Origin of the sequence: Streptomyces sp. NPDC051136, from assembly GCF_044455745.1 — a bacterium.
Classification (GTDB): Bacteria; Actinomycetota; Actinomycetes; order Streptomycetales; family Streptomycetaceae; genus Streptomyces.
In genome coordinates, this window is sequence record NZ_JBITFE010000001.1 from 211,436 (window position 1) to 237,114 (window position 25,679).

Genomic DNA, 25,679 nt, shown 5'->3' on the forward strand with positions numbered 1-25,679 from the left:
TGATCTCACGAGCCTGTTCGTGATCCCACGAGCGTGATCTGTCCAGGCCACCCTGGGCGGGCAGCGGCATCATGTCAACCTTTTGACAGGACAAAGTCCGGACGGGGTCTCAGGCCGGGCCCAGGTCGATGGCGTAGGCCTTGCGCAGCGTCTCGTGCACCGTCCACGTCGTACGGTCGCCCTCGCGCAGGACCGCCAGGTCGCCCGGCCCGACGGTGAGGGTGGGGCCGCCCGCCACCTCGATGGTGGCCGAACCGCTGAGCACGACGAACATCTCGTCCGCCTCGGTGTCGGTGACGACGCCCGGCGTGATCTGCCAGACGCCCCGCACCCGGCGGCCGTCCGGCGACTCCCAGACCACTCTGCCGGTCACTTCGGGGGTGCCGGACACGATCTGGTCGGGGGAGAGCGGCTCGGGTTCGAGCTCGGCGTCGGGGACGTGGACAACGAGGCTGTGGGTCATGCGGCGACGGTAGCCGTGCCCCGCGGTGCGCCGGAGGAGACAGGGTGTAGGGCATCCGGCCCCCGGTCGGGACACTTCGTCGCGGCGCACGGGGTCCGACAGAGAGCGAACGGGATGGCGGTCGCCGGCCTGTCCCGTCGTCCGGCAGGGGACGTCCGGCGACAGCGTCGGGCCACTGCTTGCGGCTGCCCTGGGTGATCGGCAAGCTGGTGGATGTTCGTGAGGCAGCACGGCACTGCCGGCGACCGCCGAGGCCGTGTGGGGGACGGGGGACCGATGAGCAGACGGCACGTGCGGAAGATGCTGCGGCAGATGGCGAGCGGGGAGCCCGTCGAGGTCACCCTCGCCATGGCGACGATGAAGAAGCTCAGCCGACTCGCCTTCATCGCCCAGCAGTTCGGGTACGGGTACGCGGACATACGGCAGGGCGGGCCACAGGGCAACGGTTTCGTGATGCTGATCGTGCCGGACCCCGGCCCGCAGGCCCGGGCGCGAGCCGCGGAGAACTGGGCGCGGTACCCGAACGCGAGCGACGGGGGTGCGCTCCCGCCCCTGGTGCCCGAAGAGGTCGAGCTTCTCAAAGCCCGCATCACGTTCGACATCACCGCCATGTACACCGACAGGCAGCGGATCCTGCTCACGGGTGTCGGCGCGGTTCCGCTGGCCGTGCCCATCGGCTTCGCGCTCGGCACGGGTACCACCGCCGTGGTTCTCGCCGGTGCCGTGTGGGCCGGGCTGATGGCCCTCCTGCCCGTCGGATTCGCCGTCAACCGGCACTTCAGGGCCAAGTACGCGGCCCTCCTGCGAGCGGCCGGGTTCACTCAGGTGACCGATCAGACCGGGCGGTCGCGGTACGTGCCACCGGGCGGGCAGCTCCCCGGGACCTCCCCGGAATGCGGACCCGCCGCGTTCCGCTCCGGACCGGCCACCGGCTGATCCGAGCGGCCCCCCCCGGGCCCAACGGCCGATCCCTACAGGCCGACCGCCGGTCGCGTCACCGCCCCCGGCGCGACAGCCACGCGGCGACCACCGCGCCGGAGACGTTGTGCCAGACGGAGAACACCGCGGCCGGCAGCGCCGCAAGCGGGCTGAAGTGGGCGGTGGCCAGCGAGGCGGCGAGGCCGGAGTTCTGCATGCCGACCTCGAAGGCCATGGCCCGGCTGCCGGGCTCACCCAGCCGGCCGAGGCGCCCCGCGCCGTAACCGAGCGCCAGACCGAGCCCGTTGTGGAGCACGACCGCGACGAGGACCAGCCCGGCGGCCGACTTGATGGCGTCCGCGCTGCCCGCCACCACGACCGCCACGATCACGGCGATCGTCAGCGCGGACAGCCAGGGCAGCGCCGGCAGCGCGCGCTGCACGTACCGTCCCGCCAGGAGCCGCACGACGACGCCCGCGAGGACGGGAAGCAGCACCGTCTTCAGGATGTCCGTGACCATGGACCCGGCGTCCACCGGGAGGTACTCGCCGGCCAGCAGCAGCGTCAGTGGCGGGGTGACCAGCGGAGCGACCAGGGTGGAGACGGTGGCGACGGAGACCGACAGGGCGACGTCGCCGCGCGCCAGGTAGGTCACGACGTTGGAGGCGGTGCCGCTGGGCGCGCAGCCCACCAGGATGACGCCGGCGGCGAGCTGCGGGGACAGGTCGAGCAGGTGGGCGATCGCCCAGCCGAGCCCCGGCATGATGACGTAGTGCGCGACCAGTCCGAGCGCCACCGCCCAGGGGCGCTTCACGACCCCGCGGAAGTCGTCCGGGGTCATGGTGATGCCCATGCAGAACATCACGACGCCCAGCAGGTACGGCACCGCCTCGCCCCACCCGGTGAAACTCCCGGGGAGCAGCAGGCCGACGGCGCCGGCCAGGAGGACGAGGACCGGGAAGACGGTCACGGCGCGCCGCGCGGAGCGGTCGCCGGCCACGCCGTCACCCGGGTGTTCGGTTCGTTCGGTTCGATCAGTTCGATCGGTTCGTTCGGTACGCACCGTGCGAGACAACGCCTGGTGGGCGGCCCGGCGCAACGCCGTCTCGCGATGTGATCAGCCACCTGACCGCACGAGAAAGGGCCCCCGCGAGCTTTCGCCCGCGGGGGCCCTTCCCACACCGTCGGGACGACAGGATTTGAACCTGCGACCCCTTGACCCCCAGTCAAGTGCGCTACCAAGCTGCGCCACGTCCCGGTGCCGCGATCGGCGTTCTCCGTGATCGCGCTGGTCAAGCCTACCCCATGCGCGGGGCGGGACGGCGTCGCGGCCGGACCCTGCCCACCCCCGTTCCCGGTGACGCCGCGTCCCCCTCTCGGGGGTGACGCCGCGGCCCCTCTCGGGGGGTGGACACCCTCTTGACGCGCTCCGGGTGCCGGTCGACACTTCCCCAGTAATCCTAGTGAACAGGTAGGGAATCACCCGGGGAGAACCATGTCCGTCACACCGCTCGCCCCTGCCCCCGCCTTCCGCGGACGCATCGGCCGCGATCCGCGCAGCGGCCACTACGCCGTACCGCGCCGCTATCGCCTCCACCTGTCGCCCGGCCACGACGACTGTCTGGGCATCGCCGTCGTGCACGCCCTGCTCGGTCTGGACGAGATCTGTCCGGTGACCCTGCTGGCCCCGCGCCCCGACTGTCCCGACGGCGGGTACGCCGCCCTGCGGCCGCTGTACGAGGCCAGTGCCCACCACTACCGGGGACCGGCCGTCGTGCCGGTGCTCAGCGACGGCTGGTCGGGCCGGATCGTCAGCACGCACGCGCGTCACATCACCCGTGACCTCGCCCGGTACTTCACCTCCGTCGCGGGTCCCGTGCTCTACCCCCGCGGCACCGAGGCGGAGACGGAGGCGGTCGAGGAACTGTGCGCCCGCAGCACCGACCCCGAGGCCCTGCCCGGCGTACTCGACGCGCTGGAAACCCGCCTGTCCGCGCACCGCTACGTCCTGGGCGACCGGCTCACCGCCGCCGACGTCGAGGTGTGGGCGGCCCTGGTCCGCCGGGACACCCCGCGCGGCGCGGACGACCACCCCGCTCTCTGGTCCCATGTGCGGCGCCTGACCGCCCTCCCGGCCTTCGGCCGTCACCTCACGGACCGCCCCGCCTGATCACCCCGCGGCAATGGCCGTGTCCGCCGCCCCCCAGCGGCGGACACGGCACGGGCCGCGGAACGTCCACCCTCCCCCGAAGGAGACGTTCCGCGGCCGGCCCCCGGCGCCGGACTGCGGCCGCGGCGACCGGGTGTCGGTGAGCCGCGCGGTCACCAGTACATGACCGCCGTCTCGCCCGCACCCCACGAGGAGTACAGGCGCACCCGGACGACATAGCGGCGGCCCTTGACGAGACGGGCCCTGATCGTGGCGTTGCGGGGTGTTCCCCCGTCGTCCTGTCCGGCGAAGTAGCGGGGCACGCCGTCCCGCTCCTCGAAGACGACGACGACGGCGTCGCTGTCGCCGAAGGTGCCCACCGTGTACTCGCGGGTCTCCGGCGGGTCCACCCGGAAGTCGGCCTGCTCGTCGGGCCCGAGGCCCAGCGGCACCGAGCGGAACGGCACCAGCGGACCGGGGCGGACGGTGGGCGGGTACCAGCGCAGGGCGAACTCCTTGTCGGCGGCGGAGAGGGTACCGGGCGGGTGCAGGCCGGAGCGGTAGTGCTCCGGCTCCAGGATCAGCCCCGAGGGGAAGGGATACTCCATGATCGACTGGGGGTCCCAGACCGGGCCGTTGGCCTCGTCGTCGTCGAGCTTGCGCAGGATGTTGTGGAAGGTGCGCTCCCGGGTCCAGTGGTTGGGCGGGCCCGCCAGCTCCGAGTAGACGGCCTCGTCGTCCCAGAGGAGGCCCGCGAACGGGCTCTGGTGCTCGTGCAGCATGCCGAGCGCGTGCCCGATCTGGTGCAGCGCCGTCGCACGCTCACCCGGCGCGGTCAGGTCCCAGCCGAAGTTCATCGTACGGTCGTTCAGACCGACCCGGAGCGCGTCCTTGCCCACCGCCGACCAGGACCCGTCGCCGGGCTGGAAGCCGATCCGCAGCTCCGCCTCCGACCGGTCCCCGACCTCGGTGAGGCCGATCCCGATGCCGAGGTCCCGCCACTCCCGGAAGCAGTCGCGCACCACGTCCCGCTGCTCCTCGGTCCCCACCCACGACCCGCGCCGAGGCCGTCCGGTGCCGGGCATCGGGACCACCGAGGCGTCGGTGTCGCCCCCGAGGAAGCAGTAGTGCAGCACGGTTCCGTTGACCCACATCCGCTGCCCGCCGACGAGCGCGGCGACCCGCTCGGCGGCCAGCCCCGGAGCGAGCACGGGGCCAGGCTGCCGCGCGAGGGAGCAGTAGCGTGCGGTCATGCCCGCCAGCGTGCCCTGCGTGCCGCCACGGCGCCTGAGTCGAGGGGTACTCAACTCGCCCTGTATCAAGACTGAGTAGGCCGACTCATGTTCCCGTGACGACTTCCGTACGGGATGCGAAGACACTGGAGACCCCCTGGCCGTTCACCGGACGGTCGGACGAACTGGAACTGGTGCGCCGGTCCGTGGGGGCCGGGCACGCCGGACTGGTGGTGACAGGACCCGCGGGCGCGGGCAAGACCCGGCTGGTCACGGAGGCCGTACGCGGCACGGACTGCGCCCGGGCCGCCGGGACGCCCGAGACCCGGGACACCCCCTTCGCCGCCTTCGCCCACCTGCTGCCCGAGGCCGTCACCCTGCACCGGGCGGTACACCTCCTGTCCGGCGTACGGTTGTTGCTGGTCGACGACGCACACCTGCTCGACGACGCCTCCGCCGCCCTCGTGCACCAGCTCGCCGTGCACGGCCGCACCCGGCTCCTGGTCGTCGCCACCGACGGAGCCCCCGTACCGGGCGCGGTGTCCCGGCTGTGGACCGGGGAGTTGCTGCCGCGCCTCACCCTGCGACCGATGCCCCACGAGGACACCGCCCGCCTCCTCACGGACGGCACCGGCACCCGCCTGGAACCCCTGTCCCTCGACCGGCTGCACCGTCTGAGCCGGGGCGACCTGCGGCTGCTGCGCGAACTGCTCTCGGCCGTGCGGGAGGAGGGCCTGCTCGTGCCGGTGCCGGGAACGGACCAGCGGGCGTGGCGGGGACCGGTACCCCTCACCCCCGCGGTGCGCGAGCGCACCGCCCGCGTCCTCGGACGCGCCCGCGCCGACGAGCGGGAGACGCTCGACCGCCTCGCTTTCGCCGAGCCCCTGCCCCTGCCCCTGGACGCGGGCGCCGACGCCTTCGGCCTGCGGGCCCTGGAGCGGTTGGAGGCCGAGGGCCTGGTGGTCGTCGACGACCACGGCGGCGCCCGTCTAGCGCACCCCCTGCACGGCCCGGTCCTGCGCGCCGCCGCCGGCCGGCTGCGGACCCGGCGCCTGGCCCGCACCCCCGACCGCACCGGGCCCGCCCTGGAAGCGGAGCGGGCCGCCCTCGCCCGGCGCATCGAACAGGCCGACGTACGGGAGGGCGAAGCCCCCGTCGGGGACTGGCTGGCCGCCGAAGGGGCAGCGCTGCCGCCCCACTACGCGGCGCTGCGGGCCCGGTTCGCACGGCTGCGGGGCCGGCTGTCCGACGCCGCCGCCTGGGCCCGCGAAGGCCTGCGGACCCGTCACGACGACCCGGCCTGCCACGACGAACTCGCCCTGGCCCTGGCCCAGTCGGGCGACGGACCCCGCGGGATCGGCGGTACGGCCGCGGCCTGCGCCACCTGGGCCGCCGCCGCGCGCGGCGACCTCGACGAGGCGGTCGCGACGGCACCCGCGGGCGACCCGTACGACGCCGTCCGGCTCGGCGCGCCGCAGCGGGCGGGAGGCCGGCTGACCGGTGTCTTCGCCGCGCACGCCGAAGCCCTGGCACGGGAGGACGGACCGGCGCTCGACCGGGTCGCCGAGGAGCTGGAGCGGCGCGGCTTCCTGCTGTTCGCCGCCGAGGCGAACGCCCAGGCGGTACGCGTCCACCGCGACCCGAGCGCCGCCCGCACCGCCCGTACCCGTGCCGTCGCCCTCACCCGGCGCTGCCAGGGCGCCCGCACCCCCGCGCTGTCCGGTCTGGTGCTCGGGGAACTCACCGCCCGGCAGCGGCAGATCGTCACCCTCGCCGCCGCGGGCCTGAGCAACCGGCAGATCGCCGAACGGCTCACCCTCTCCGTCCGCACCGTCGGCAACCACCTCTACGGTGCCTACACCCGCCTCGGAGCGGCGGACCGCGGCGCCCTGCCCTGCCTCGTGGAACTGCCCGAGCCCCAGCCCGCCTGACCGGGGGCCGGGGCCGGGGCCGGGGCCGGTCCTGGCCAGGGGCCCGGGGTCCGGCCGGGAGGGCCTCAGGCCGCCCCGAACGCCGAGAAGGCCCACCCCGTCGCCTGGTGCACGGCGTCGTCCGGCAGCGAGGCCCGCGCGTCACGCAACGCCTCCGCCAGGGACAGGCCCGCCTCCAGCCCCTTGTGCAGGGCGAGCATCAACGGCACCGCGGCGGCGTCGTTCACCGGTGCGGTGCACGCCACCACGCCGGCCGTGCCCAGCGGCAGCAGCGCGGTGACGAGGCCGAGCAACTCGTCGGCGCCGACCGACGCGAACCGCGCGGTGTCGCAGCACGGCAGGATGATCCGGTACGGGCTGCGGTCCAGCCGCTCGAAGTCGTGCACGATGAGCGGTCCGTCCGCCATCCGCAGCGACGAGAACAAGGGACTGTCCGCCCGGAAGGTGCCGTGCGCCGCGATGTGCGCCAGCGCGGCGCCGTCCAGTTCCCGCAGGACCCGCGGCACCCGCGCCGCGTCGCCTTCCAGCACGACCGTCCCGCCCCGGGGAGCGTCGCCTGCCCCCGTCGGCTCCGCAAGCCCGCGCCGCTCGTCCCGGGGCCATCCCCGGCCCGTGTCGTCCCGTCCTCGGCTCGTGCCGTCCAGACCCCGGCGAGCGGGCTCCGTGCCGTCCACGGGCGGGGAGAGACGCGGTGCGCCCGGCGGTTCGTCCGTCCCCGTCGCGCCGCCGGGCGAGGGCGGTCCCGTGCCGTCGACTGCCGCCGTCGGCTCCGCAAGCCCGCGCCGCTCGTCCCGGGGCCATCCCTGGCCCGTGTCGTCCCGTCCCCGGCGGGCGGGCTCCGCGCCGTCCACGGGCGGGGAGAGACGCGGTGCGCCCGGCGGTTCGTCCGTCCCCGTCGCACCGCCGGGCGACGGCGGTCCCGTGCCGTCGACTGCCGCCGCCCGCGGACCGGCGTACCGGTCGGCCAGTTCCGGCACCTCGGCGCCACCGCTGGCCAGACCCGGGCCGCGCACCAGGACCAGGCGGCCGCCGGGCGGGGGAGCGGTGTCCCGGGCGCGGAGCCAGCTGCTCGCCGACGGCGACACGCTCAGGACGCGTTCGCGCAGCGCGGGCAGCAGGGCCCACGGCACCCGGTGCAGCCGGCCCGGCGGGACCACGACGACCGGGCCCGGGCCCAGGTGCGCCGCGGCCGGTCCGAGGAGCAGGTGCTGCAATCGTGCGCCGGCCGCCTCCACCAGCGGCAGCCGCGCCTCGGCGCCCGGGTGGGCCAGCCGCCGCAGCCCCGCCTGCACGTGCTCGGCCTCCACCTCCGCCTCGGCCAGCAGCCCGGCCTCGAACCGCCGCACCCGCCCCTGCCCGCACAGCAGCACGTGCACGCGCCCTTCGAGCACCGCCAGCTCCACCAGCCGTACGTCGTCGCCCAGCCGCCGCAGCAGCCGCGCCACGTCGACCCGGTCGCCGCCGCCGGGCGCCTCGCCCCGTATGTGCAGGGTGCGGGAGCGGATCTCCCGCTCCAGGCGCCGCTGTTCGCGCTCCAGGGCAGGAGCGGGCCGGCCACCGTCCGTGCGCGCCTCCTCCGCACGGGAGGCGAGCTCCCGGAACGCCGTCATGGCGGTCAGCAGCACCGGGTCGGCCGGCGGCCGGGTGGGCGGCGCCGACAGCACCGTCGCCCGCCAGCGCTCGCTCCAGTCCAGCAGCCGCCGAGGGCCGCCCGAGACCAGGGACGCCTGCTGCGCCAGCGCCGCCAGCTCCGCGCCCTGCGCGGTGGCCCGGGCCCGCAGCTCCGAGGCGCCGAGCGTCATCCGGTGGTCGTCGAGGACGTCGAGACCGCGACGGCCGGCCTCCAGCACACCCCGCGCCGACCCGGCCGCACGCGCCCGCAGCGCCTGCGCCGCCCACCCCGTCATCCGCGCCAACGGCGGTCCGCTGTGCCGGCTGCGCGCGGCCACCGCCAGATGCCGCTCCGCGTCCGCCGTCCAGCCGAGGCCCAGCGCGATCCGGCCCGCGAGCAGCGAGGCCTCCGGCGCGGCCGGCGCTCCGAACGCCGCCAGCCGCTCCGCCACCGCCGCCGCGTCCGCGACCAGCCGGCCGGAACCGCCTCCCGTGGCGACCCGCGCCTCGATCAGCACCAGCCGGGCGTGCGTCTCGTACCAGGTGCGCCGCTGCCCGGCGAACAGCCGCACCGCTACGGCCGCGCGCGCGAGCGAGGTCTGCGGCTCTCCCGCGAGCCGGGCCGCCCGCGCCGCGACCAGCAGCAGCTCCGCCCTGCGGGTGGACTGCCCGCCGATCCCGTCCAGCGTGGCGAGCGCTGCGTCCGCCTCCGCCAGCGCCTCCGTCGCCAGACCCGCCGCCATCAGCACCTCGCAGCGCCGGATGGTGAGCATGAACGTCGGCGTGCCCAGCTTCGCGTACCGCTCCTCCGCCTCGTCGAGGAGCCGCAGCGCCGCCGGCACGTCACCCGCGCGGAACGCCGCGAGCCCCCTGCTCTCCACCGCGTCGGCCTTGTCGTGCTCCTGGCCGGTGGTGTCCCACAGCGCCTCGGCCGCGGTGAAGTCCGCGTCGGCCCGTTCCACCGAGCCCTGTGCCAGGTGCACGGTCGCCCGCAGCGTCAGCGCCCGCGCCGTCCAGATCACGTCGTCCGCCTGCCGCAGCACCGGGATCGCCCGCCGTACGTCCTCCAGCGCCTCACCGTGCCGGCCGAGAACCCACCACACGTACGCCCGCCGGAACAACACGCGCGCGCGGGTGTGCCCGCTCCCGCGCGCCACGCCCCGCTCGAACGCGGCCAGCCCCTCCCGCGTGCGCCCGGCGTGCACCAGCGCGACCCCCAGCGTGGCCAGGACGTCCGCCTCCCGCTCGGCCGAGTCGGCGCGGGCGGCGAGATCGCGGGCCCGCCGCAGATGGGCCAGGGCCCGCCGGGTGTCGCCGAAGTCCCGCTGCCAGATGCCGATCACCTGATGGGCGACCGAGGCGTGCAACGGCGAGGGGTCGGCGCCGAGCACCTCCTCCGCCCGCGTCAGCGCTTCGCCCGGGGCGGCGAACACCATCGGCAGCAGGTCGAGAACCGAGTCGTTTCGCGCCGTCACCCCACGGATGGTAATGCTCCGCAACCACGCCCCACAGGTTCGAGTCTGTATCAATCGGCGGCCCCGGGACTCTGGTTGAAGACCGCCGCCACCGCCGTGGTCACGACCGCGGCCACGACCGGCACCGCTCAGTGGGGGAGAAGCCATGGCACCACAGCGATTCCGCGAGCAGTTCGACCAGATCCAGCGCTCGATGCCGGACGTACCGCTGGCCATGGGCCCGGACGACTCCGCCGAGTTCTTCTACGAGAAGGGCGTCGTCCTCGCCCGCGACGGCGAGGAGGCCCGCCTCGTCGAGGACACCGTGCGCGACCACTTCACCGCGATGGCCGGACTGACACCGGACCACGTGCGCCGGGCGAGCCCCGAGACCAACCGCACCGGCATCACCCGCATCCGGGTCGCCGACCCCGGCGAGGGCGACGGCGGCGGCGACCCCACGGTCGCCCACGCCCTGCGCTCCCTGCGGACCATGGAGGGCCGCGCGGGCCGCCGGCTGATCAGCCGCAACCACGTCGTCTCCATCGCCGTCAACGCCTGCCCCGGCGACGAGCCCGTGCCCGTCCCGCTGAGCGAGCCGCCCAACCCGGCCGCCGACGGCACGCCGTACGACGCCTCGACCGCCGTCGGCGTCCTCGTCGTCGACACCGGCCTCATGAACGACTACCGGTCCTACCCGCTGCTGGCCCACACCGAGGGCGACGCCCAGATCAGGGAGTGCGGCGACGACGGCGTCCTGTGCCAGTACGTCGGCCACGGCACCTTCATCGCCGGGCTCGTCGCCGCGGTGGCGCCCAACACCGACGTGACCGTCCGCAACACCCTCAACGACGCGGGCGCGATCCTGGAGTCCGAGCTGGGCGAGAAGCTCTTCGAGGCCGTCGACCGAGGCGGCTGGCCCGAGATCCTCAGCCTGTCCGCCGGCACCTCCAACGGACGCACCGACGGCCTGCTCGGCGTCCACGCCTTCATGGAGGAACTCCGCGACCAGCGCACCCTGCTGGTCGCCGCCGCCGGCAACAACGCCAGCGCCACGCCCTTCTGGCCGGCCGCCTACGCCACCCTCCCCGGCTGGGAGGACTCGGTGCTGTCGATCGGCGCGCTGCGCTCCGACGGCGAGTTCGGCGCCTGCTTCAGCAACCACGGAGCCTGGGTGCGGGCCTACGCCCCCGGCGAGCGCCTCACCAGCGCCCTCACCGGCTTCGGCACCCCGGTGCCGTACGTCTACCAGCACTCCACCTACGACTCCTGCCGCTACGGCTTCACCTACCCCTGCACCTGCCAGTACCCCCGGCACAACGGGGTGCTGAGCGAGCCGGGCGAGGCGCCCGCCAAGCCGGACCAGGTGATGTTCGAAGGACACGCGCAGTGGAGCGGAACCTCCTTCGCCGCTCCCGTGGTCGCGGGCCTGGTCGCCGCCCGCATGACGGCGCACAAGGAGACCGACCCGCGCGCGGCCGGCGGGCAGTTGCTCGCGGCCAACACCGAGTACGCGGAGGTGCGCGGGGCGCACGTGCCCGCGCTGCTGCCGCCCACCTGGCACCCGGTCTCCGTCGACCCGTCGGCCGGCGGGTCGTGAACGGGCTGATGCCGGTCGGAACCATCCGCTCCACGGCGTACGATGGCACGTCGTACACGAGGGGTGGGACCGTGGACCGTGCAGAGGTCGGGGCGCTCGTCCAGTCGGCGGCCGACGGGGACGCGGCGGCCTGGAAATCACTGGTGGACGGGCTCGGCCCGCTCGTGTGGTCCGTGGCCAGGTCGCACGGGCTGTCCGACGCCGACGCGCACGAGGTGTACCAGACCGCCTGGTTCCGTTTCGCCCAGCACCTGGGCCGGATCCGGGAACCCGAGAAGACCGGGTCCTGGCTGGCGAGCACGGCACGGCACGAGTGCCTGAAACTGCTCAAGGCCTCCAGGCGGTGGACGCCGACCGACGACCCTCAGCTGCTCGACCGGCCGAGCGAGGACCGTACGCCGGAGGAGTCGGTGCTCGACTCCGAGGAGGCCGCCGCGCAGACCGAGCGGGTACGGCTGCTGTGGCAGGAGTTCGAGGAACTGGGCGAGCGGTGCCGCCAGTTGCTGCGGGTGCTGATCTCCTCGCCGCCGCCCAGTTATCAGGAGGTGTCCACCGCGCTGGGGATCGCGGTGGGCAGCATCGGGCCGATGCGCCAGCGCTGCCTGCGCCGGCTGCGGGCCCGGCTGGACGCACGGGGGACGAAGTGAGCGACCTCAACGACGAGTTCGACGGGTTCGACAGGCTCGACGGGTTCGAGCAGTACGCCGCGCCCGGTGAGTCCGGCGGCGACCCGGACGACGAGCTGCACGACGGTCTGCTGGAGGAGGAGCTGCGGCAGGCCGCCGCGATCCTCGACCCGGTCCCGGCCGAACTGCGGCGGATCGCCGTCGACGCCTTCGCCCTGCACGACCTGGACGCCCGCGTGGCCGAGCTGGTCTTCGACTCGCTGGTGGACGGCATCCCCGTCAGAGGGGAGGCGGACCCGCCGCGGATGCTCACCTTCCGCGCGGACGGGGTCACCGTCGACGTCGAGGTGACCGCGGACGGCCTGATCGGCCAGCTGCTGCCGCCGGGCCCGGCCGGGATCGAGGTGCTGAGCGGCCCGCGGGCCCATGCCCGGCTGACGGCGGACGACATGGGCCGGTTCACCGGCGCGGCCCCGCCCGCCGGACCGTTCGCGCTGCGGCTGCGCACCGGCCGGGAGGTGGTCGTGACGGAGTGGCTGCGGGCCTGAGCGCGGGGCCCCGGGTGCGGGCGGCACAGGGCAACGCGGGGCCGGAGCGTGATCTGCCGCCGTCACCGTTCGAGACGGAGGCCGTCGCGCCCGCGGCCCCGCGGCGGGCCTGCGGGAAGGCCGTCACGCGGGTGCGCAGCGAGTCGGTGACCCGGCCCTTCGGCACATCGGCCCGTCCGAGGCGGCGCCGAGCCCGGAGACCGCCCGCCAGGCCGTCCCGGCCGTCCCGCCCGCCCGGCCGTCCCGCGCGCCAGGCCGTCCCGCGCGCCAGGCCGTCCCGCGCGCCAGGCCGTCCCGCGCGCCAGGCCGTCCCGCGCGCCAGGCCGTCCCGCGCCGCCGTCCGGGACCCTCACCCCGACACGGCGTCGACGAGCGCCGCCAGCGACGCGGCGACCCGGGACAGACCGGGTCCCGCCGGACCGCCCGGCTCCGTCATGTAGGCGTCCCGGCGGATCTCCACCATCAGCGCCGCGACCTCTCTGCGCTCGCCGTAGAAGTCCAGCGGCACGTACGCCCCGGCGAACGGGCTGTCCAGGGTGGTCTCCCCGCACGGGGCGAACGCCCTGCGGGCCGCGGCGAGCAGCTCCGGCGGCGTGTGGAAGCCGTCGGTGCCCAGACAGACGGGCGGACGCGGCCCCGCGCCGTGCAGCTCGTAGGGGAGCGGCTCGGTCGGGTAGGAGTGCACGTCGACGATCACGGCCCGGCCGGTGACCGCCAGCCGGTCGGCGACCGCCTCGGTCATCGCCCGCGCGTAGGGCCGGAACCAGCGCTCGATCAGCGGCTCGGGATCCGTGCCCCGCGGGCGCAGCGCCGCACGGTGCGAGGTGCGCGTGTACACGGCGCCCATCCCGACGGCCGTCATCTCCTCCCGCTCGTCCGGGAACCGCTCCGGGTCGGTCACCAGCCGCGAGACCCGGTTCACGAACCGCCAGGGCGTGCGGGCGGCCAGGGCCGCGGCCCGCTCGGCGATCTCGTCCGTGTGCGCGTCGGTCATGTGGTCCAGCTCCCGCTCCAGCTCCGCGTCCGTGAGCACGATGCCGGGACGGACGTCGGCGGGGATCTCGCGGGAGGAGTGCGGCACGTGCAGGATCACGGGGGAGGCGGCGGCCCCCGGGAGGAGGGCGAAGGGGGCGGGGGAGTCGGGCATGAGGAGTGCTCCGGAGCTCTGAGGGGCGATGACAGAGGGGCACCCCGCCTCCGGCGAGCGGAGACGGGGTGCCCGTGGGACGCGCGGGGCTCCCGAGGATCAGGCGAGGGACGCCAGCGCCTCGTTCCAGGTGGCCGACGGGCGCATGACCTTGGCGGCCTTGGCCGGGTCGGGCTGGTAGTAGCCGCCGATCTCGGCCGGCTTGCCCTGGACGGCGTTCAGCTCCTCCACGATCTTCTGCTCGCTCGCGGTGAGCGTCTCGGCGAGCGGGGCGAAGGCCTTGGCCAGGTCCGCGTCGTCGGTCTGCCCGGCCAGCTCCTGCGCCCAGTACAGGGACAGGTAGAAGTGGCTGCCGCGGTTGTCGATGCCGCCGACGCGACGGGTCGGGGACTTGTCCTCGTTGAGGAAGGTCGCCGTGGCGCGGTCGAGCGTGTCGGCGAGGACCTTGGCACGGGTGTTGCCGGTGGCCTCGGCGTACTGCTCCAGGGACGGCACCAGGGCGAAGAACTCACCGAGGGAGTCCCAGCGCAGGTAGTCCTCCTTGACCAGCTGCTGGACGTGCTTGGGCGCGGAGCCGCCGGCGCCGGTCTCGAAGAGGCCGCCGCCCGCCATCAGCGGGACGACCGACAGCATCTTGGCGCTGGTGCCCAGCTCCAGGATGGGGAAAAGGTCGGTCAGGTAGTCGCGCAGCACGTTGCCGGTCACCGAGATGGTGTTCTCGCCGCGGCGGATGCGCTCCACCGACAGCTTGGTGGCCTCCACCGGGGACAGGATCTTGATGTCCAGGCCCTCGGTGTCGTGCTCCGGCAGGTACGCCTTCACCTTGGCGATCAGGTTGGCGTCGTGGGCGCGGCCCTCGTCCAGCCAGAACACGGCCGGGTCGCCGGTGGCGCGGGCGCGGGTGACGGCGAGCTTCACCCAGTCGCGGATCGGGGCGTCCTTGGTCTGGCAGGCGCGGAAGATGTCACCGGCGGAGACCGTCTGCTCCAGGACGGCGTTGCCCGCGGCGTCGACCAGGCGGACCGTGCCCGTGGTGGGGATCTCGAAGGTCTTGTCGTGGCTGCCGTACTCCTCGGCCTTCTGCGCCATGAGGCCGACGTTCGGGACCGAACCCATGGTGGAGGGGTCGTAGGCGCCGTTGGCGCGGCAGTCCTCGATCACGGCCTGGTACACACCGGCGTACGAGGAGTCCGGGATCACGGCGAGGGCGTCGTGCTCCTGGCCGTCCGCGCCCCACATGTGACCGGAGGTGCGGATCATGGCCGGCATGGAGGCGTCGATGATGACGTCGGACGGCACGTGCAGGTTGGTGATGCCCTTGTCGGAGTCGACCATGGCCAGCTCCGGGCCCTCGGCCAGCTCGGCGTCGAAGGACGCCTTGATCTCGGCGCCCTCCGGCAGGGACTCCAGGCCCTTGTAGATGCCGCCCAGACCGTCGTTCGGCGTGAGGCCGGCCTTGGCGAGCACGTCGCCGTACTGGGCGAAGGTCTTCGGGAAGAAGGCGCGGACCACGTGGCCGAAGATGATCGGGTCGGAGACCTTCATCATCGTGGCCTTCAGGTGCACCGAGTAGAGGATGCCCTCCGCCTTGGCCCGCGCGACCTGCGCGGTGAGGAACTCGCGCAGCGCGGCGACGCGCAGCACGGAGGCGTCGACGACCTCGTCCTTCTTCACCGGTACGGACTCGCGCAGCACGGTCGTGGTGCCGTCGTCGCCGACCAGCTCGATCCGCAGGGTGCCGTCCTCGGCGATCACCACGGACTTCTCGGTGGAACGGAAGTCGTTCTCACCCATGGTCGCGACGTTGGTCTTGGAGTCGCCGGTCCAGGCGCCCATGCGGTGCGGGTGGGTCTTGGCGTAGTTCTTCACCGACGCCGGGGCACGGCGGTCGGAGTTGCCCTCGCGCAGCACCGGGTTGACCGCGGAGCCCTTGACCTTGTCGTAGCGGGCGCGGACGTCGCGCTCCTCGTCGGTCTTCGGGTCGTCCGGGTAAGCCGGCAGCGCGTAGCCCTGGCCCTGGAGCTCCGCGATCGCGGCCTTGAGCTGCGGGATGGACGCCGAGATGTTCGGCAGCTTGATGATGTTGGCGGCGGGCGTCTTGGCCAGCTCGCCCAGCTCCGCGAGGGCGTCCGGGATGCGCTGGTCCTCGGTGAGGTACTCCGGGAACAGGGCGATGATGCGGCCGGCCAGCGAGATGTCGCGGGTCTCGACCGCGACACCCGCCTGCGAGGCGTACGCCCGGACCACCGGCAGGAACGAATACGTCGCCAGGGCCGGGGCCTCGTCAGTGTGTGTATAGATGATGGTCGAGTCAGTCACCGGGTGCTCCGCTCCACGTCTGCAACATTGCTCGACATCAAGATATCTCCTGATCGACCTCGGCTCGACAGGGGTGGCCGGGAGATTCCGGCCACCCTGCGGTCAGACGAGCGGAAGGGCGTCCTCGCCCGCCCGCTGCTGCGGGAGCACCACGGCCCCCTGCTGGAGCGCGACCGTCCGGGCCGGCGCCGGGATCCGGATGCCCTCGGCGCGGTAGCGCTTGTGCAGGCGCTTGATGAACTCGTGCTTGATCCGGTACTGGTCGCTGAACTCGCCCACGCCGAGGATCACCGTGAAGCCGATCCGCGAGTCGCCGAAGGTGTGGAACCGGATCGCCGGCTCGTGGTCCGGCACGGCGCCGCCGACCTCCGTCATCACCTCGGAGATCACCTCGGTCGTCACCCGCTCCACGTGGTCCAGGTCACTGTCGTAGGACACCCCGACCTGGACCAGGATCGTGAGCCGCTGCTCGGGGCGCATGAAGTTGGTCATGTTGGACTTCGCGAGCTGCCCGTTCGGAATGACGACCAGGTTGTTGGACAGCTCCCGGACGGTGGTCTGCCGCCAGTTGATGTCCTCGACGTACCCCTCCTCGCCGCTGCTGAGCTGGATGTAGTCACCCGGCTGCACGGTCTTCGAGGCGAGGATGTGGATGCCCGCGAAGAGGTTGGCCAGCGTGTCCTGGAGGGCCAGCGCGACGGCCAGACCGCCGACGCCCAGGGCGGTGAGCATCGGCGCGATGGACACGCCCAGCGTCTGGAGCATCACCAGGAACCCGATCGCCAGCACCAGGATCCGGGTGATGTTGACGAAGATGGTGGCCGACCCGGCGACCCCGGAGCGCGAGCTGGTCACCGTCCGCACCAGACCCGCGACCACCCGGGCCGCGGTCAGCGTCACCACGAAGATCAGCAGTACCGTCAGCACCTGGTTGACACTGTGCTGCACCGCCCGCTTCAGCGGCAGCGCCGCCGCCGCGCCGGCCGCCCCGGCGGCGATCGCCGCCCACGGCGCCACCGTGCGCAGCGCGGCCACGATCACGTCGTCGCCGCCCCAGCGGGTGCGCCCGGCGTGACCGGCCAGCCAGCGCAGCAGCAGCCGCAGCAGGAACGCGCCCAGCAGACCCGCCACCAGCGCGATGCCGGCGGGCAGCAGGCGGTCCATGGTCAGGTCCTCGGTCACCGGCCACCTCCAGGGGGCGCGGCCGCGGCGAAGCCCTTCGCCGACGGCCGCGTGTGCTTGCTCGTCACGTCGTCACCTGCTCGATAACGGGATGTCGGGGATGTGCGACCCGGCCGAACCGCAAGGCAGTTCGACCGGTGCGCGGGCTCATCCTGCCGCATCCCGAGCGGTGTTCCGCACCGCGCCGAGGCGCCGGACCGGTGTTTCAGACGATGCCCTCGGCCAGTTCCGCCTGCTCACGGTCGTCGCCGTAGGCCGCGGTCGTGGGCGTGCCGTACGAACGGCGGGCGACGAACCACCACACCGTGGCCAATACCAGTACGACGGCCAGCGCCACGACGGCGTAGTTCATCGTGTCGGCCGTCACCGGGGACGACTGGGGGAGGCAGAACAGCACGGTGACCAACGCCACCCACACCACCGCGACCCACCCGACCGGCCTGCTCCACCGCCCCAGGCTCCACGGGCCCGGCGTGAACCGGTCACCGGCCCGCAGCCGCAGCAGCACCGGGATCGCGTACGCCGGGGTGATGCCGATGACGTTGATGGCGGTCACCGCGCCGTACGCCGTCGCCGAGTACAGGGACGGCACGGCGAGCAGACAGGCCACCGCCACCGACAGCCACACCGCGGCCACCGGCGTCTGGGTGCGGGCGGACACCTTGCGCCACAGCGACGAGCCCGGCAGGGCGCCGTCCCGGCTGAACGCGAACACCATCCGGCTGGCGGCGGCCACCTCCGCGTTGCCGCAGAACAGCTGCGCCACGATCACCACGAGCAGCAGCGCGCTCGCGCCGTCCGTGCCCAGCCCGTCGAGGAGGATCTGCGCGGGCGGCACACCGGTCGCGGTGTCGCGCGTCGCGTCGTAGTCCTGGATGGCGAAGGTCAGCCCGGCCAGCAGCACGAAACCCGCCAGCCACGACACCCAGATGGCCCGCACGATGCCGCGCGCCGCCGACACCGAGGCGTTCGAGGTCTCCTCGGAGAGGTGGGCGGAGGCGTCGTAGCCGGAGAAGGTGTACTGGGCGAGCAGCAGCCCGATCGCGGCCACGTACAGCGGGTTCTCCCAGCCGGTGTCGTTGACGAACTCCGTGAAGACGAAGGACGGTGACTGGTGGTGGTCGGGGACGATCACCAGCGCGCCGACGATCAGCGCCACACCGGCCAGGTGCCACCACACGCTCACCGAGTTGAGGACGCTGACCAGCCGCACGCCGAAGAGGTTGAGGGTGGCGTGCAGCAGCAGGATCACGACGAAGATCAGCATCGTCTTCTCCGGCGTCGGCTCGAAGCCCCACTGCAGGTTCAGGAACGCGCCGGTGAACAGCGCCGCCCCGTAGTCGATCCCGGCGATCGCGCCGAGCAGCCCCAGCAGGTTCAGCCAGCCGGTGTACCAGCCCCAGCGCCGGCCCCCGAGCCGGTCGGCCATGTAGTACAGCGCGCCCGAGGTCGGATAGGCGCTGGTGACCTCGGCCAGTGCCATCCCGACGCACAGCACGAACAGGCCGACGCCCGCCCAGCCCCACAGCATCACGGCGGGGCCGCCGGTGCCCAGCCCGAAGCCGTACAGGGTCATGCAGCCGGACAGGATCGAGATCACCGAGAAGCTGATCGCGAAGTTGCCGAAGCCGCCCATGCGGCGGGCCAGCACCGGCCGGTAGCCGAGTTCGCGCAGGCGTTGTTCCTCGTCGTGGACGGTCGGTTCAGACGGGCGGGACAAGGGAGACCTCCGGGGACGGAAGGGCGGAAGAACGGAAGGGTGGAACGGCGGAAGGACGGAAGGGGGGTAGGGGCGAAAGGGTGGGGGTCAAGGGCGGCGTCGGTCACCGCCGCGGCCGCCGGCGGCCGAGCGGCTGCGCGTGCGGGCCTGGAGGAAGACCTCCACCGCCCGCCGGGCCGAGCCGTCGCCCGGGGTGCGGCAGGCCCATGGCATCGGCGTCCAGTAGGGGCCGAGCGCGTCGAACACCTGGTTCGCCTCCCGGAACTTGAGGGCGCCCCACAGCGCGTGGGCCAGGTGGTTCAGGTCCGGCAGGGAGCGCTCGTCGCGCTGGGACAGCGTGAACCAGGAGTCGAACGCCTGCCGCGCCTCACGGGTGGCGTCCTCCGCCACCCAGTGCAGATCCAGCGCCGCCTCCCGCGCGGCCGAGCGGCGGTAGCGCTCGACCCGCACGTACAGCGGCAGCACGTGCAGCGCCGAGCCCGGCGGCGCCGATCCCGCCGCCCAGTGCGCGAACCCCGCCGCCTGGGCGAGGCGTTCGGAACCGCCGCGCGGATACAGGAACTGCAGCATGCGGTGGTGCGCCTCGCGGTTGTACGGGTCCCGCTTGGCGGCCTCGGCGAGCAGCCCCCACGGCCCCGGCGGCAGCATCGGCTCCGGCGGCGCCATCCGGTGCTCCTCCCAGCGCTGCCCCTCGTCCAGCCGGGCCAGCGCCAGCAGGCACACCCACGGCACCGGGTCCTGGGGCACGGCCCGCGCCGCCGCGTCGCAGGCGTGCCAGGCCTGCAGCCACAGTTCGCGGGTGCGGGGGTGGTCCTCACGGTGCGCGCGCAGTGCTCGCTCCACGACGACCCGCGCGTGCATCACCGCGGCCGCCGCACTGTGCGGCTCCTCCTCGAGCCAGGTCCGCACCACGTCCGTACCGGCCGCCGAGGCGGCCAGCACCTGGGTGCGCCGGGTCCACTGCGACCAGGTGCCGGTCTGCTCCAGCAGGGTGCGCATCGACATCCAGCGTCCGGCCCGCACCTCCTGGAGGGCGGAACGCAGCGCGGTGTCGTGGCCGGCGGGGTCGTAGGCGGGCTGTGCTCCGTCTCTGGCCATCAGGCGCCCGCTGACGGGAGCGGAACGATCCGGACGGCAGCATGGCGTAACAAACAGCCCTCCCCGGGGGCGGTGGTGCGGGTCGATCGGTCGGCGCACACTATAGAGGCGGAGGTTCCGCCTCTGTTCGCTTTTGAGCGAGCGGCACAAAACCTTCGCCACCAGCGCCAACCGACCGACGATCAGCCGCCCTTGACGCGCTTGGGCCGTACGGGCAGGCTGGCGCGCAGTGATCGCCGAGACGGTCGGCGCGGGAGCCTGGAGGTGGGCGGTGCCGGAGTGCGTGCTCGCCGTCGACCAGGGCACGTCCGGTACCAAGGCGCTGGTGCTCTGCCCCGAACGCGGCGTCGTCGGCACCGGGTTCGCGCAGGTGCGTCCCCGGTACCTGCCCGGCGGTCTGGTGGAGGCGGACCCGCGGGAGCTGTACGGCTCGGTGGTGGACGCCGGCCGCCGCGCACTCGCCGACGCCGGCGAGCCGGTCACCGCCGTGGGTCTGGCCAACCAGGGCGAGACGGTGCTCGCCTGGGACCCGGCCACCGGCCGCCCGCTCACCGACGCACTGGTCTGGCAGGACCGCCGCGCCGAACCGGTCTGCGCCGAACTCGCCGACCACGCGGCCGAACTGCGCCACCTGACCGGCCTGCCCCTGGACCCGTACTTCGCCGCGCCCAAGATGGCCTGGACACGACGGCACCTCACCCGCGACGGCCACGTCACCACCTCCGACACCTGGCTCGTCCACCGCCTCACCGGCGCCCACGTCACGGATGCCGCGACCGCCTCCCGCACCGGCCTCCTCGACCTCGACCGGGCCGAGTGGTCGCGACGCGCCGCGGAGCTGTACGGACTGGCCGACGAACGGCTCCCGGACATCGTGGACAACGCCGCCCACGTCGGCACGACCCGGGCCTTCGGCCCCGAACTCCCGCTCACCGGCCTCGCCGTCGACCAGCAGGCCGCCCTGCTCGCCCAGCGCGTCACCGAACCCGGCACCGCCAAGTGCACCTACGGCACCGGCGCGTTCCTCCTCGCCCACACCGGCGGCACCCCGCACCGGGGCAGCTCGGGCCTCGCGGCCTGCGTCGCCTGGCGCCTCGGAGGACGCACCGACCACTGCCTGGACGGCCAGGTGTACACGGCCGCCTCCGCCGTACGCTGGCTGACCGACCTCGGCGTCCTCACCGGCGCCGCCGACCTCGACCCGGTGGGTGCCACGGTGCCCGACGCGGGCGGTGTCACCTTCGTCCCGGCGCTGGCCGGACTCGCCGCCCCCTGGTGGCGCGGGGACCTGCGCGGCTCGCTCACCGGACTCGGCCTGGACACGGCCCCCGGGCACCTGGTGCGGGCCCTGTGCGAGGGCCTCGCCGCCCAGGTCGCCGAACTCGCCGACGCCGCCGCGGCCGACCTCGGCGCCCCGCTGACCGTGCTGCGCGTCGACGGCGGCCTCACCCGCTCGGCGCTCCTCATGCAGACCCAGGCCGACCTGCTGCAACGCCCGGTCGAGGTGTCCGCCCTGCCCGACGCCACCGCGCTCGGCGTCGGCGCGCTCGCCCGGCTCGGCGCCGACCCGGCCCTCTCCCTCGCCGACGCGCTCCCCGGCACCGGCCCCACCACCGTGTACGAGCCCCGCGTCACCGCCGACGAGGCCGCCGAACGCCGGGACCGCTTCCGCGCGGCGGTCACCGCGCTGCTCGCCGGGGACCCGGCATGACGGGCGTCCACCGCCCCGACGCGGCCGGCCCCGCATCCGGCCCGCCCGGCCGGGACGCGTCGGACGCCGGGCGCCTCCCAGACCGGGCCGGTTACTTCCCAGACCGGCCCGGGCACCTCCCCGACCGGCCCGGGCGGCCGACCGGACCCGCCTCGCGGCGACCCGCCCGCCCGTCTCCGGCGGCTGTCCTGTCTTCGGCGGCCGTCCCGTCTCCGGCGCCCGTCCTGTCTCCGGCGGCCGTCTCGTCTCCGGCCCCCGTTCCGTCTTCGGCCCCCGTCCCGGCGCCGGCAGCCGTGCCCGGCGCCGCACGGGCCGTCCACCGGCCGGTCCCCGCCGCGGGGAAGCGCCGTGCCCGGGACGGCGCGTGGTGCCGAGGGAACCGGGCATGACCGTCACCGCGTCGGGGCCCCCTCCCGTCGAGCCGTACGACGTGGCCGTCGTCGGCGCGGGCGTCGTCGGGTGCGCCATCGCCCGGCGGCTCGCGCAGCACCCGGGGCTGAGGGTGGCCCTCGTGGAGGCGCGGGACGACGTCGGGCAGGGCACGTCCAAGGCCAACACGGCCATCCTGCACACCGGGTTCGACGCCGTGCCCGGCTCGCTGGAGGCCCGGCTGGTCCGCGAGGGCGCCCGCCAACTCGCCGAGTACGCCGCCGAGTCGGGCATCCCCCTCGAACGCGTCGGCGCCCTGCTCGTCGCCTGGGACGAGGAACAGCTCGCCGCCCTGCCCCGGCTCGCGGAGAAGGCCCGGCGCAACGAGTACCACGACACCGACGTCCTCGGCCCCGCCGACCTCTACGCCCGCGAACCCCACCTCGGCCCCGGCGCGCTCGGCGCCCTGCACGTCCCCGGCGAGAGCATCATCTGCCCGTGGACGACGACCCTGGCGTACGCCACCCAGGCCGTCCGCGCCGGAGTCGACCTGCACCTCGACTCACCGGTCGGCCACGCCGGTCACGCGGACGGCGTCCACCGGCTCGGCACCCCGCGCGGCCCACTGCGCGCCCGCCGGCTCGTCAACGCCGCCGGACTGCACGCCGACACCCTCGACCGCCAACTGGGTCACGAGGACTTCACCGTCACCCCGCGCCGGGGCCAGCTCGTCGTCCACGACAAGTTCGCCCGCGCCCTCGTCCGCCACATCCTCCTGCCCGTCCCCACCGCACTCGGCAAGGGCGTCCTGGTCGCCCCCACCGTCTACGGCAACGTGCTGCTCGGCCCCACCGCCGAGGACCTGGACGACAAGCGCGACACCGGCTCCACCGCCGAAGGGCTGAGCCGCCTGCGCGCACAGGGCCGCCGTATCCTGCCCGCCCTGCTGGACGAGGAGGTCACCGCCGTCTACGCGGGCCTGCGCGCCGCCACCGAGCACGACGACTACCGGATCACCGCCCACCCCGGCCAGGGCTACGTCACCGTGGGCGGCATCCGCTCCACCGGCCTCACCGCCTCCCTCGCCATCGCCGAGCACGTCACCGGCCTGCTCGCCGGCACCGGCCTGGACCTCGGCCCCCGGCGCCGCCTCGAACCGGTCCTGATGCCCAACCTCGGCGAGGCGTTCCCCCGCTCCCACCAGCGACCCGACCTGGTCGCCGCCGACCCGGAGTACGGCACCCTGGTCTGCCACTGCGAACGGGTCTCCCGCGGTGAGATCCGCGACGCCCTCGCCGGCCCGGTCCCGCCCCGCTCGCCGGACGGACTGCGCCGCCGCACCCGGGCCGGGGCCGGCCGTTGCCAGGGCTTCTACTGCGGGGCGGCGGTACGGGCCCTGTTCGAGGAGGCGCAGAGGTGACCCGTCATCGGGTCGACGTCCTGGTGGTGGGGGCCGGCCCGGCCGGACTCGCCGCCGCGTCGCTGCTCGCGGCCACCGGCGCCCGCGTCGAGGTCCTGGAGCGCGAGCGGACACCCGGGGGAGTGCCCAGGCACTGCGCGCACCGGGGCTTCGGCACCTGGCCGCACGACCTGACCGGACCGGCCTACGCACGCCTGCGCGCCGACGCGGCCGTCCGCGCCGGAGCCGACGTCCGCACCGGCGTCACCGCCCTCGACTGGGCCGGCCCCCGCGCCCTCACCACCGTCGGCCCCCGGGGCACCCGGACGATCGGCGCCGACGCGGTCGTCCTGGCCACCGGCGCCCGGGAACGCCCCCGCGCCGCCCGCCTCGTCCCCGGCACCCGGCCCGCCGGCGTCTACACCACCGGCGAACTCCAGCAGGCGGTCCACCTGTACGGCCAGCACATCGGCACCCGCGCGGTGATCGTCGGCGCCGAGGACGTCTCCCACGCCGCAGCCGACACCGTACGGACCGCGGGGGCCGAGGTCGTCGCGCTGGTCACGGAACCGCCCAGGGCCCCCGCCGCACGCGCCCGGACCCTCCAGGCACGCCTGCGGCACCGCACGCCCGTCCTCACCGGCACCACCGTCACCGAACTCCTCGGCCACGGACGCCTGTCGGGCGTGCGGGTGCGCCACCGCGACGGCCGTACCGCCACGCTGCCCTGCGACACCGTCGTGTTCACCGGCGACTTCGTCCCCGACCACGAACTCGCCCGGCGGGGCGGGCTGCTCCTGGACCCGGGCACCCGCGGCCCCGCCGTGGACGGCGCCCTGCGCACCTCACGGCCCGGCGTCTTCGCGGTCGGCAGCGTGCTGCACGCCGTCGAGAGCGCCGCCACGGCGGCCCGCGAGGGCGCGCACGCCGCCACCGCCGTACGCGAGTGGCTGGAGGACGGCCCGCGGGCGAGCGGGGCGGACCCGCACTGGCCCACCGGTGTCCCCCTGGTCACCGGACCGCCCCTGCTGCGCGTCGCACCCAACCGCGTCACCCCGGCCGACCGCCTCCCGTACCTCCTGCGCACGGCGGTCCCGCTGCCCCGCCCGGTCCTGCACGTCACCCAGGACGGCCGCCTCCTGCACCGCGAACGGTGCCGCCTCACCACCGCCGTCCCGCACCGCCCGCTGACCCTGTCGGCCCGCTGGACGCACCGGGTCGATCCCGACGGCGGCCCGGTGCACGTCACCGTCACCTGACCGTCGCCCCGGCCCCTCAGATCACCCGCATCCGCACCAGCGCCGCCAGCGTCAGCGCCCCCGGCAGCAGCGGCAGCCACACCGTCAGCAGCCGGAACGCCAGCACGACCGCCGTGGCCACGGCCGCCGGCCCGCCCGCCGCCACCAGCGCCACGACCAGCGCCGCCTCGACCGAGCCGAGGCCGCCCGGCGTGGGCACCAGCGCCACCGCGACCGTCGCCGCGAGGTACGCCACCGCCATGTGCCCGGCCGGCACCTCGAGACCCAGCGACCGCCCGACCAGGACCAGCGCGGCGCACTGCAGGGCGGGGAACGCCAGCGCGCCGCCCCACAGGGCCAGTGCCCGCGCCGGACGGGCGTGCACCGAGCGGGCCTCGCCCAACGCCGTCCGCAGGAAGGAGACCAGCGCCCCGCGCAGCCGCGGCAGGAGCGCCAGCACCACCACCGCCACGACCGGCACCGCGCCCGCGAGGGCCAGGAGCGGGCCCATCGCACCCTCGGGCACCAGGGCGCCGACCCGCAGCGCGCCGGGGAACGCGAGGAGCAGGGCGCCCAGCAGGGCGAGGCGGCCGACGCTCTCCGCCAGCAGGTACAGCGCCAGGGCGGCCGAGGAACGGGCGAGCGGCAGACCGCACACCGTCATGAACCGCAGGTTCACCGCGCTCGCGCCCAGGCCCGTCGGCAGCAGGTGGTTGGCCGCGCCGGCCGCGAACTGCGTGGCCAGCAGCCGCCGCCGGGGCAGCCGCTCCACCACCGCGCCCTGCCGGGTGCAGGCGGCGGCCACCCAGGTCAGGCAGGTCGCGCCGGTCGCGGCCAGCAGCCAGGGCCAGCGGGCCGTGGCGAGATGGCCGAACCCCTCGGCCAGCACGGCCCGGTGCCGCACCGCGACCACGCCCACCAGGAGTAGCGGGAGCACGCACAGCACCCGGCGGACCGGGACTCG

19 protein-coding genes and 1 tRNA gene are annotated in these 25,679 nt (G+C 74.8%); 9 read left to right on the plus strand and 11 right to left on the minus strand.

Features of this window, described 5'->3' with window-relative positions; translation table 11 throughout:
- Positions 1-109: 109 nt before the first annotated feature.
- Entirely contained in the window at positions 110-463 is a 354-nt protein-coding gene (locus ACIBCJ_RS00925; protein WP_362508288.1) for a cupin domain-containing protein, read from the minus strand.
- A gap of 276 nt (positions 464-739) precedes the next feature.
- On the opposite strand from ACIBCJ_RS00925, the gene ACIBCJ_RS00930 reads away from it, so the two are divergent.
- Positions 740-1,399, plus strand: coding sequence for a hypothetical protein (locus tag ACIBCJ_RS00930; RefSeq protein WP_365978874.1), 660 nt, complete (start codon positions 740-742; stop codon positions 1,397-1,399).
- A gap of 58 nt (positions 1,400-1,457) precedes the next feature.
- Here ACIBCJ_RS00930 and ACIBCJ_RS00935 read toward each other — a convergent pair whose 3' ends face one another.
- A complete protein-coding gene (locus ACIBCJ_RS00935; RefSeq protein WP_399281541.1) occupies positions 1,458-2,444 on the minus strand; it encodes a bile acid:sodium symporter family protein in 987 nt (328 codons plus the stop codon).
- 121 nt (positions 2,445-2,565) lie between these two features.
- A tRNA-Pro gene (locus tag ACIBCJ_RS00940) sits at positions 2,566-2,639 on the minus strand.
- 237 nt (positions 2,640-2,876) lie between these two features.
- Here ACIBCJ_RS00940 and ACIBCJ_RS00945 point away from each other — a divergent pair.
- Positions 2,877-3,551, plus strand: a complete 675-nt coding sequence (locus ACIBCJ_RS00945) for a glutathione S-transferase C-terminal domain-containing protein (protein ID WP_362091420.1) — start codon at positions 2,877-2,879, stop codon at positions 3,549-3,551.
- 152 nt (positions 3,552-3,703) lie between these two features.
- On the opposite strand, the gene ACIBCJ_RS00950 is transcribed toward ACIBCJ_RS00945, so the two are convergent.
- The gene (locus ACIBCJ_RS00950) at positions 3,704-4,783 is read right to left on the minus strand and encodes a hypothetical protein (RefSeq protein WP_362507535.1); all 1,080 of its coding nucleotides are present in this window, start codon (positions 4,781-4,783) and stop codon (positions 3,704-3,706) included.
- Between the two features lie 95 nt (positions 4,784-4,878).
- On the opposite strand from ACIBCJ_RS00950, the gene ACIBCJ_RS00955 reads away from it, so the two are divergent.
- Positions 4,879-6,693: a LuxR family transcriptional regulator gene (locus ACIBCJ_RS00955; protein WP_365978873.1), complete on the plus strand. Its 1,815-nt coding sequence runs from the start codon at positions 4,879-4,881 to the stop codon at positions 6,691-6,693.
- 65 nt (positions 6,694-6,758) lie between these two features.
- Here the strand turns inward: ACIBCJ_RS00955 and ACIBCJ_RS00960 are convergent, their stop codons facing one another.
- Positions 6,759-9,740 carry a CHAT domain-containing protein gene (locus tag ACIBCJ_RS00960; protein WP_399281848.1) on the minus strand — a complete coding sequence of 994 codons (2,982 nt, stop codon included), beginning with the start codon at positions 9,738-9,740 and terminating at the stop codon, positions 6,759-6,761.
- A 184-nt stretch (positions 9,741-9,924) separates the two neighbouring features.
- Here ACIBCJ_RS00960 and ACIBCJ_RS00965 point away from each other — a divergent pair, with 184 nt between their 5' ends.
- From ACIBCJ_RS00965 to ACIBCJ_RS00975, 3 genes are read left to right on the plus strand one after another with little or no spacing between them, the layout of a single operon-like run.
- Positions 9,925-11,358: a S8/S53 family peptidase gene (locus tag ACIBCJ_RS00965; protein ID WP_365978871.1), complete on the plus strand. Its 1,434-nt coding sequence runs from the start codon at positions 9,925-9,927 to the stop codon at positions 11,356-11,358.
- 8 nt (positions 11,359-11,366) lie between these two features.
- The gene (locus ACIBCJ_RS00970) at positions 11,367-12,005 is read left to right on the plus strand and encodes an RNA polymerase sigma factor (protein WP_208298276.1); all 639 of its coding nucleotides are present in this window, start codon (positions 11,367-11,369) and stop codon (positions 12,003-12,005) included.
- Entirely contained in the window at positions 12,002-12,532 is a 531-nt protein-coding gene (locus tag ACIBCJ_RS00975; protein ID WP_399281544.1) for a hypothetical protein, read from the plus strand. Before ACIBCJ_RS00970 ends, ACIBCJ_RS00975 begins: the two co-directional genes overlap by 4 nt.
- Positions 12,533-12,881: 349 nt before the next feature.
- Here ACIBCJ_RS00975 and ACIBCJ_RS00980 read toward each other — a convergent pair whose 3' ends face one another.
- From ACIBCJ_RS00980 to ACIBCJ_RS01000, 5 genes are all read right to left on the minus strand, one after another.
- Positions 12,882-13,679 (minus strand): N-formylglutamate amidohydrolase, encoded by a 798-nt coding sequence (locus ACIBCJ_RS00980; RefSeq protein ID WP_365978870.1) that lies wholly within the window; start codon positions 13,677-13,679, stop codon positions 12,882-12,884.
- 99 nt (positions 13,680-13,778) lie between these two features.
- Entirely contained in the window at positions 13,779-15,998 is a 2,220-nt protein-coding gene (locus ACIBCJ_RS00985) for an NADP-dependent isocitrate dehydrogenase (RefSeq protein WP_362507544.1), read from the minus strand.
- Between the two features lie 102 nt (positions 15,999-16,100).
- On the minus strand, positions 16,101-17,180 hold the full coding sequence (locus ACIBCJ_RS00990; protein ID WP_166661543.1) for a mechanosensitive ion channel family protein: 1,080 nt from the start codon (positions 17,178-17,180) through the stop codon (positions 16,101-16,103).
- A 205-nt stretch (positions 17,181-17,385) separates the two neighbouring features.
- Positions 17,386-18,900, minus strand: coding sequence for an amino acid permease (locus ACIBCJ_RS00995; protein WP_362091444.1), 1,515 nt, complete (start codon positions 18,898-18,900; stop codon positions 17,386-17,388).
- A gap of 87 nt (positions 18,901-18,987) precedes the next feature.
- Entirely contained in the window at positions 18,988-19,998 is a 1,011-nt protein-coding gene (locus ACIBCJ_RS01000) for a hypothetical protein (protein ID WP_362091447.1), read from the minus strand.
- 271 nt (positions 19,999-20,269) lie between these two features.
- On the opposite strand from ACIBCJ_RS01000, the gene ACIBCJ_RS01005 reads away from it, so the two are divergent.
- The 3 genes from ACIBCJ_RS01005 to ACIBCJ_RS01015 all read left to right on the plus strand — a co-directional run bounded on the left by ACIBCJ_RS01005 (position 20,270) and on the right by ACIBCJ_RS01015 (position 24,736).
- Positions 20,270-21,709, plus strand: coding sequence for an FGGY family carbohydrate kinase (locus ACIBCJ_RS01005; RefSeq protein ID WP_365978932.1), 1,440 nt, complete (start codon positions 20,270-20,272; stop codon positions 21,707-21,709).
- Between the two features lie 385 nt (positions 21,710-22,094).
- A complete protein-coding gene (locus ACIBCJ_RS01010) occupies positions 22,095-23,498 on the plus strand; it encodes an FAD-dependent oxidoreductase (RefSeq protein ID WP_362091450.1) in 1,404 nt (467 codons plus the stop codon).
- A complete protein-coding gene (locus ACIBCJ_RS01015; RefSeq protein ID WP_365978868.1) occupies positions 23,495-24,736 on the plus strand; it encodes an FAD-dependent oxidoreductase in 1,242 nt (413 codons plus the stop codon). The genes ACIBCJ_RS01010 and ACIBCJ_RS01015 overlap by 4 nt, the downstream gene beginning before the upstream one ends.
- Before the next feature lie 16 nt (positions 24,737-24,752).
- Here the strand turns inward: ACIBCJ_RS01015 and ACIBCJ_RS01020 are convergent, their stop codons facing one another.
- Positions 24,753-25,652 (minus strand): lysylphosphatidylglycerol synthase domain-containing protein, encoded by a 900-nt coding sequence (locus tag ACIBCJ_RS01020; protein WP_365978931.1) that lies wholly within the window; start codon positions 25,650-25,652, stop codon positions 24,753-24,755.
- Positions 25,653-25,679: the final 27 nt, after the last annotated feature.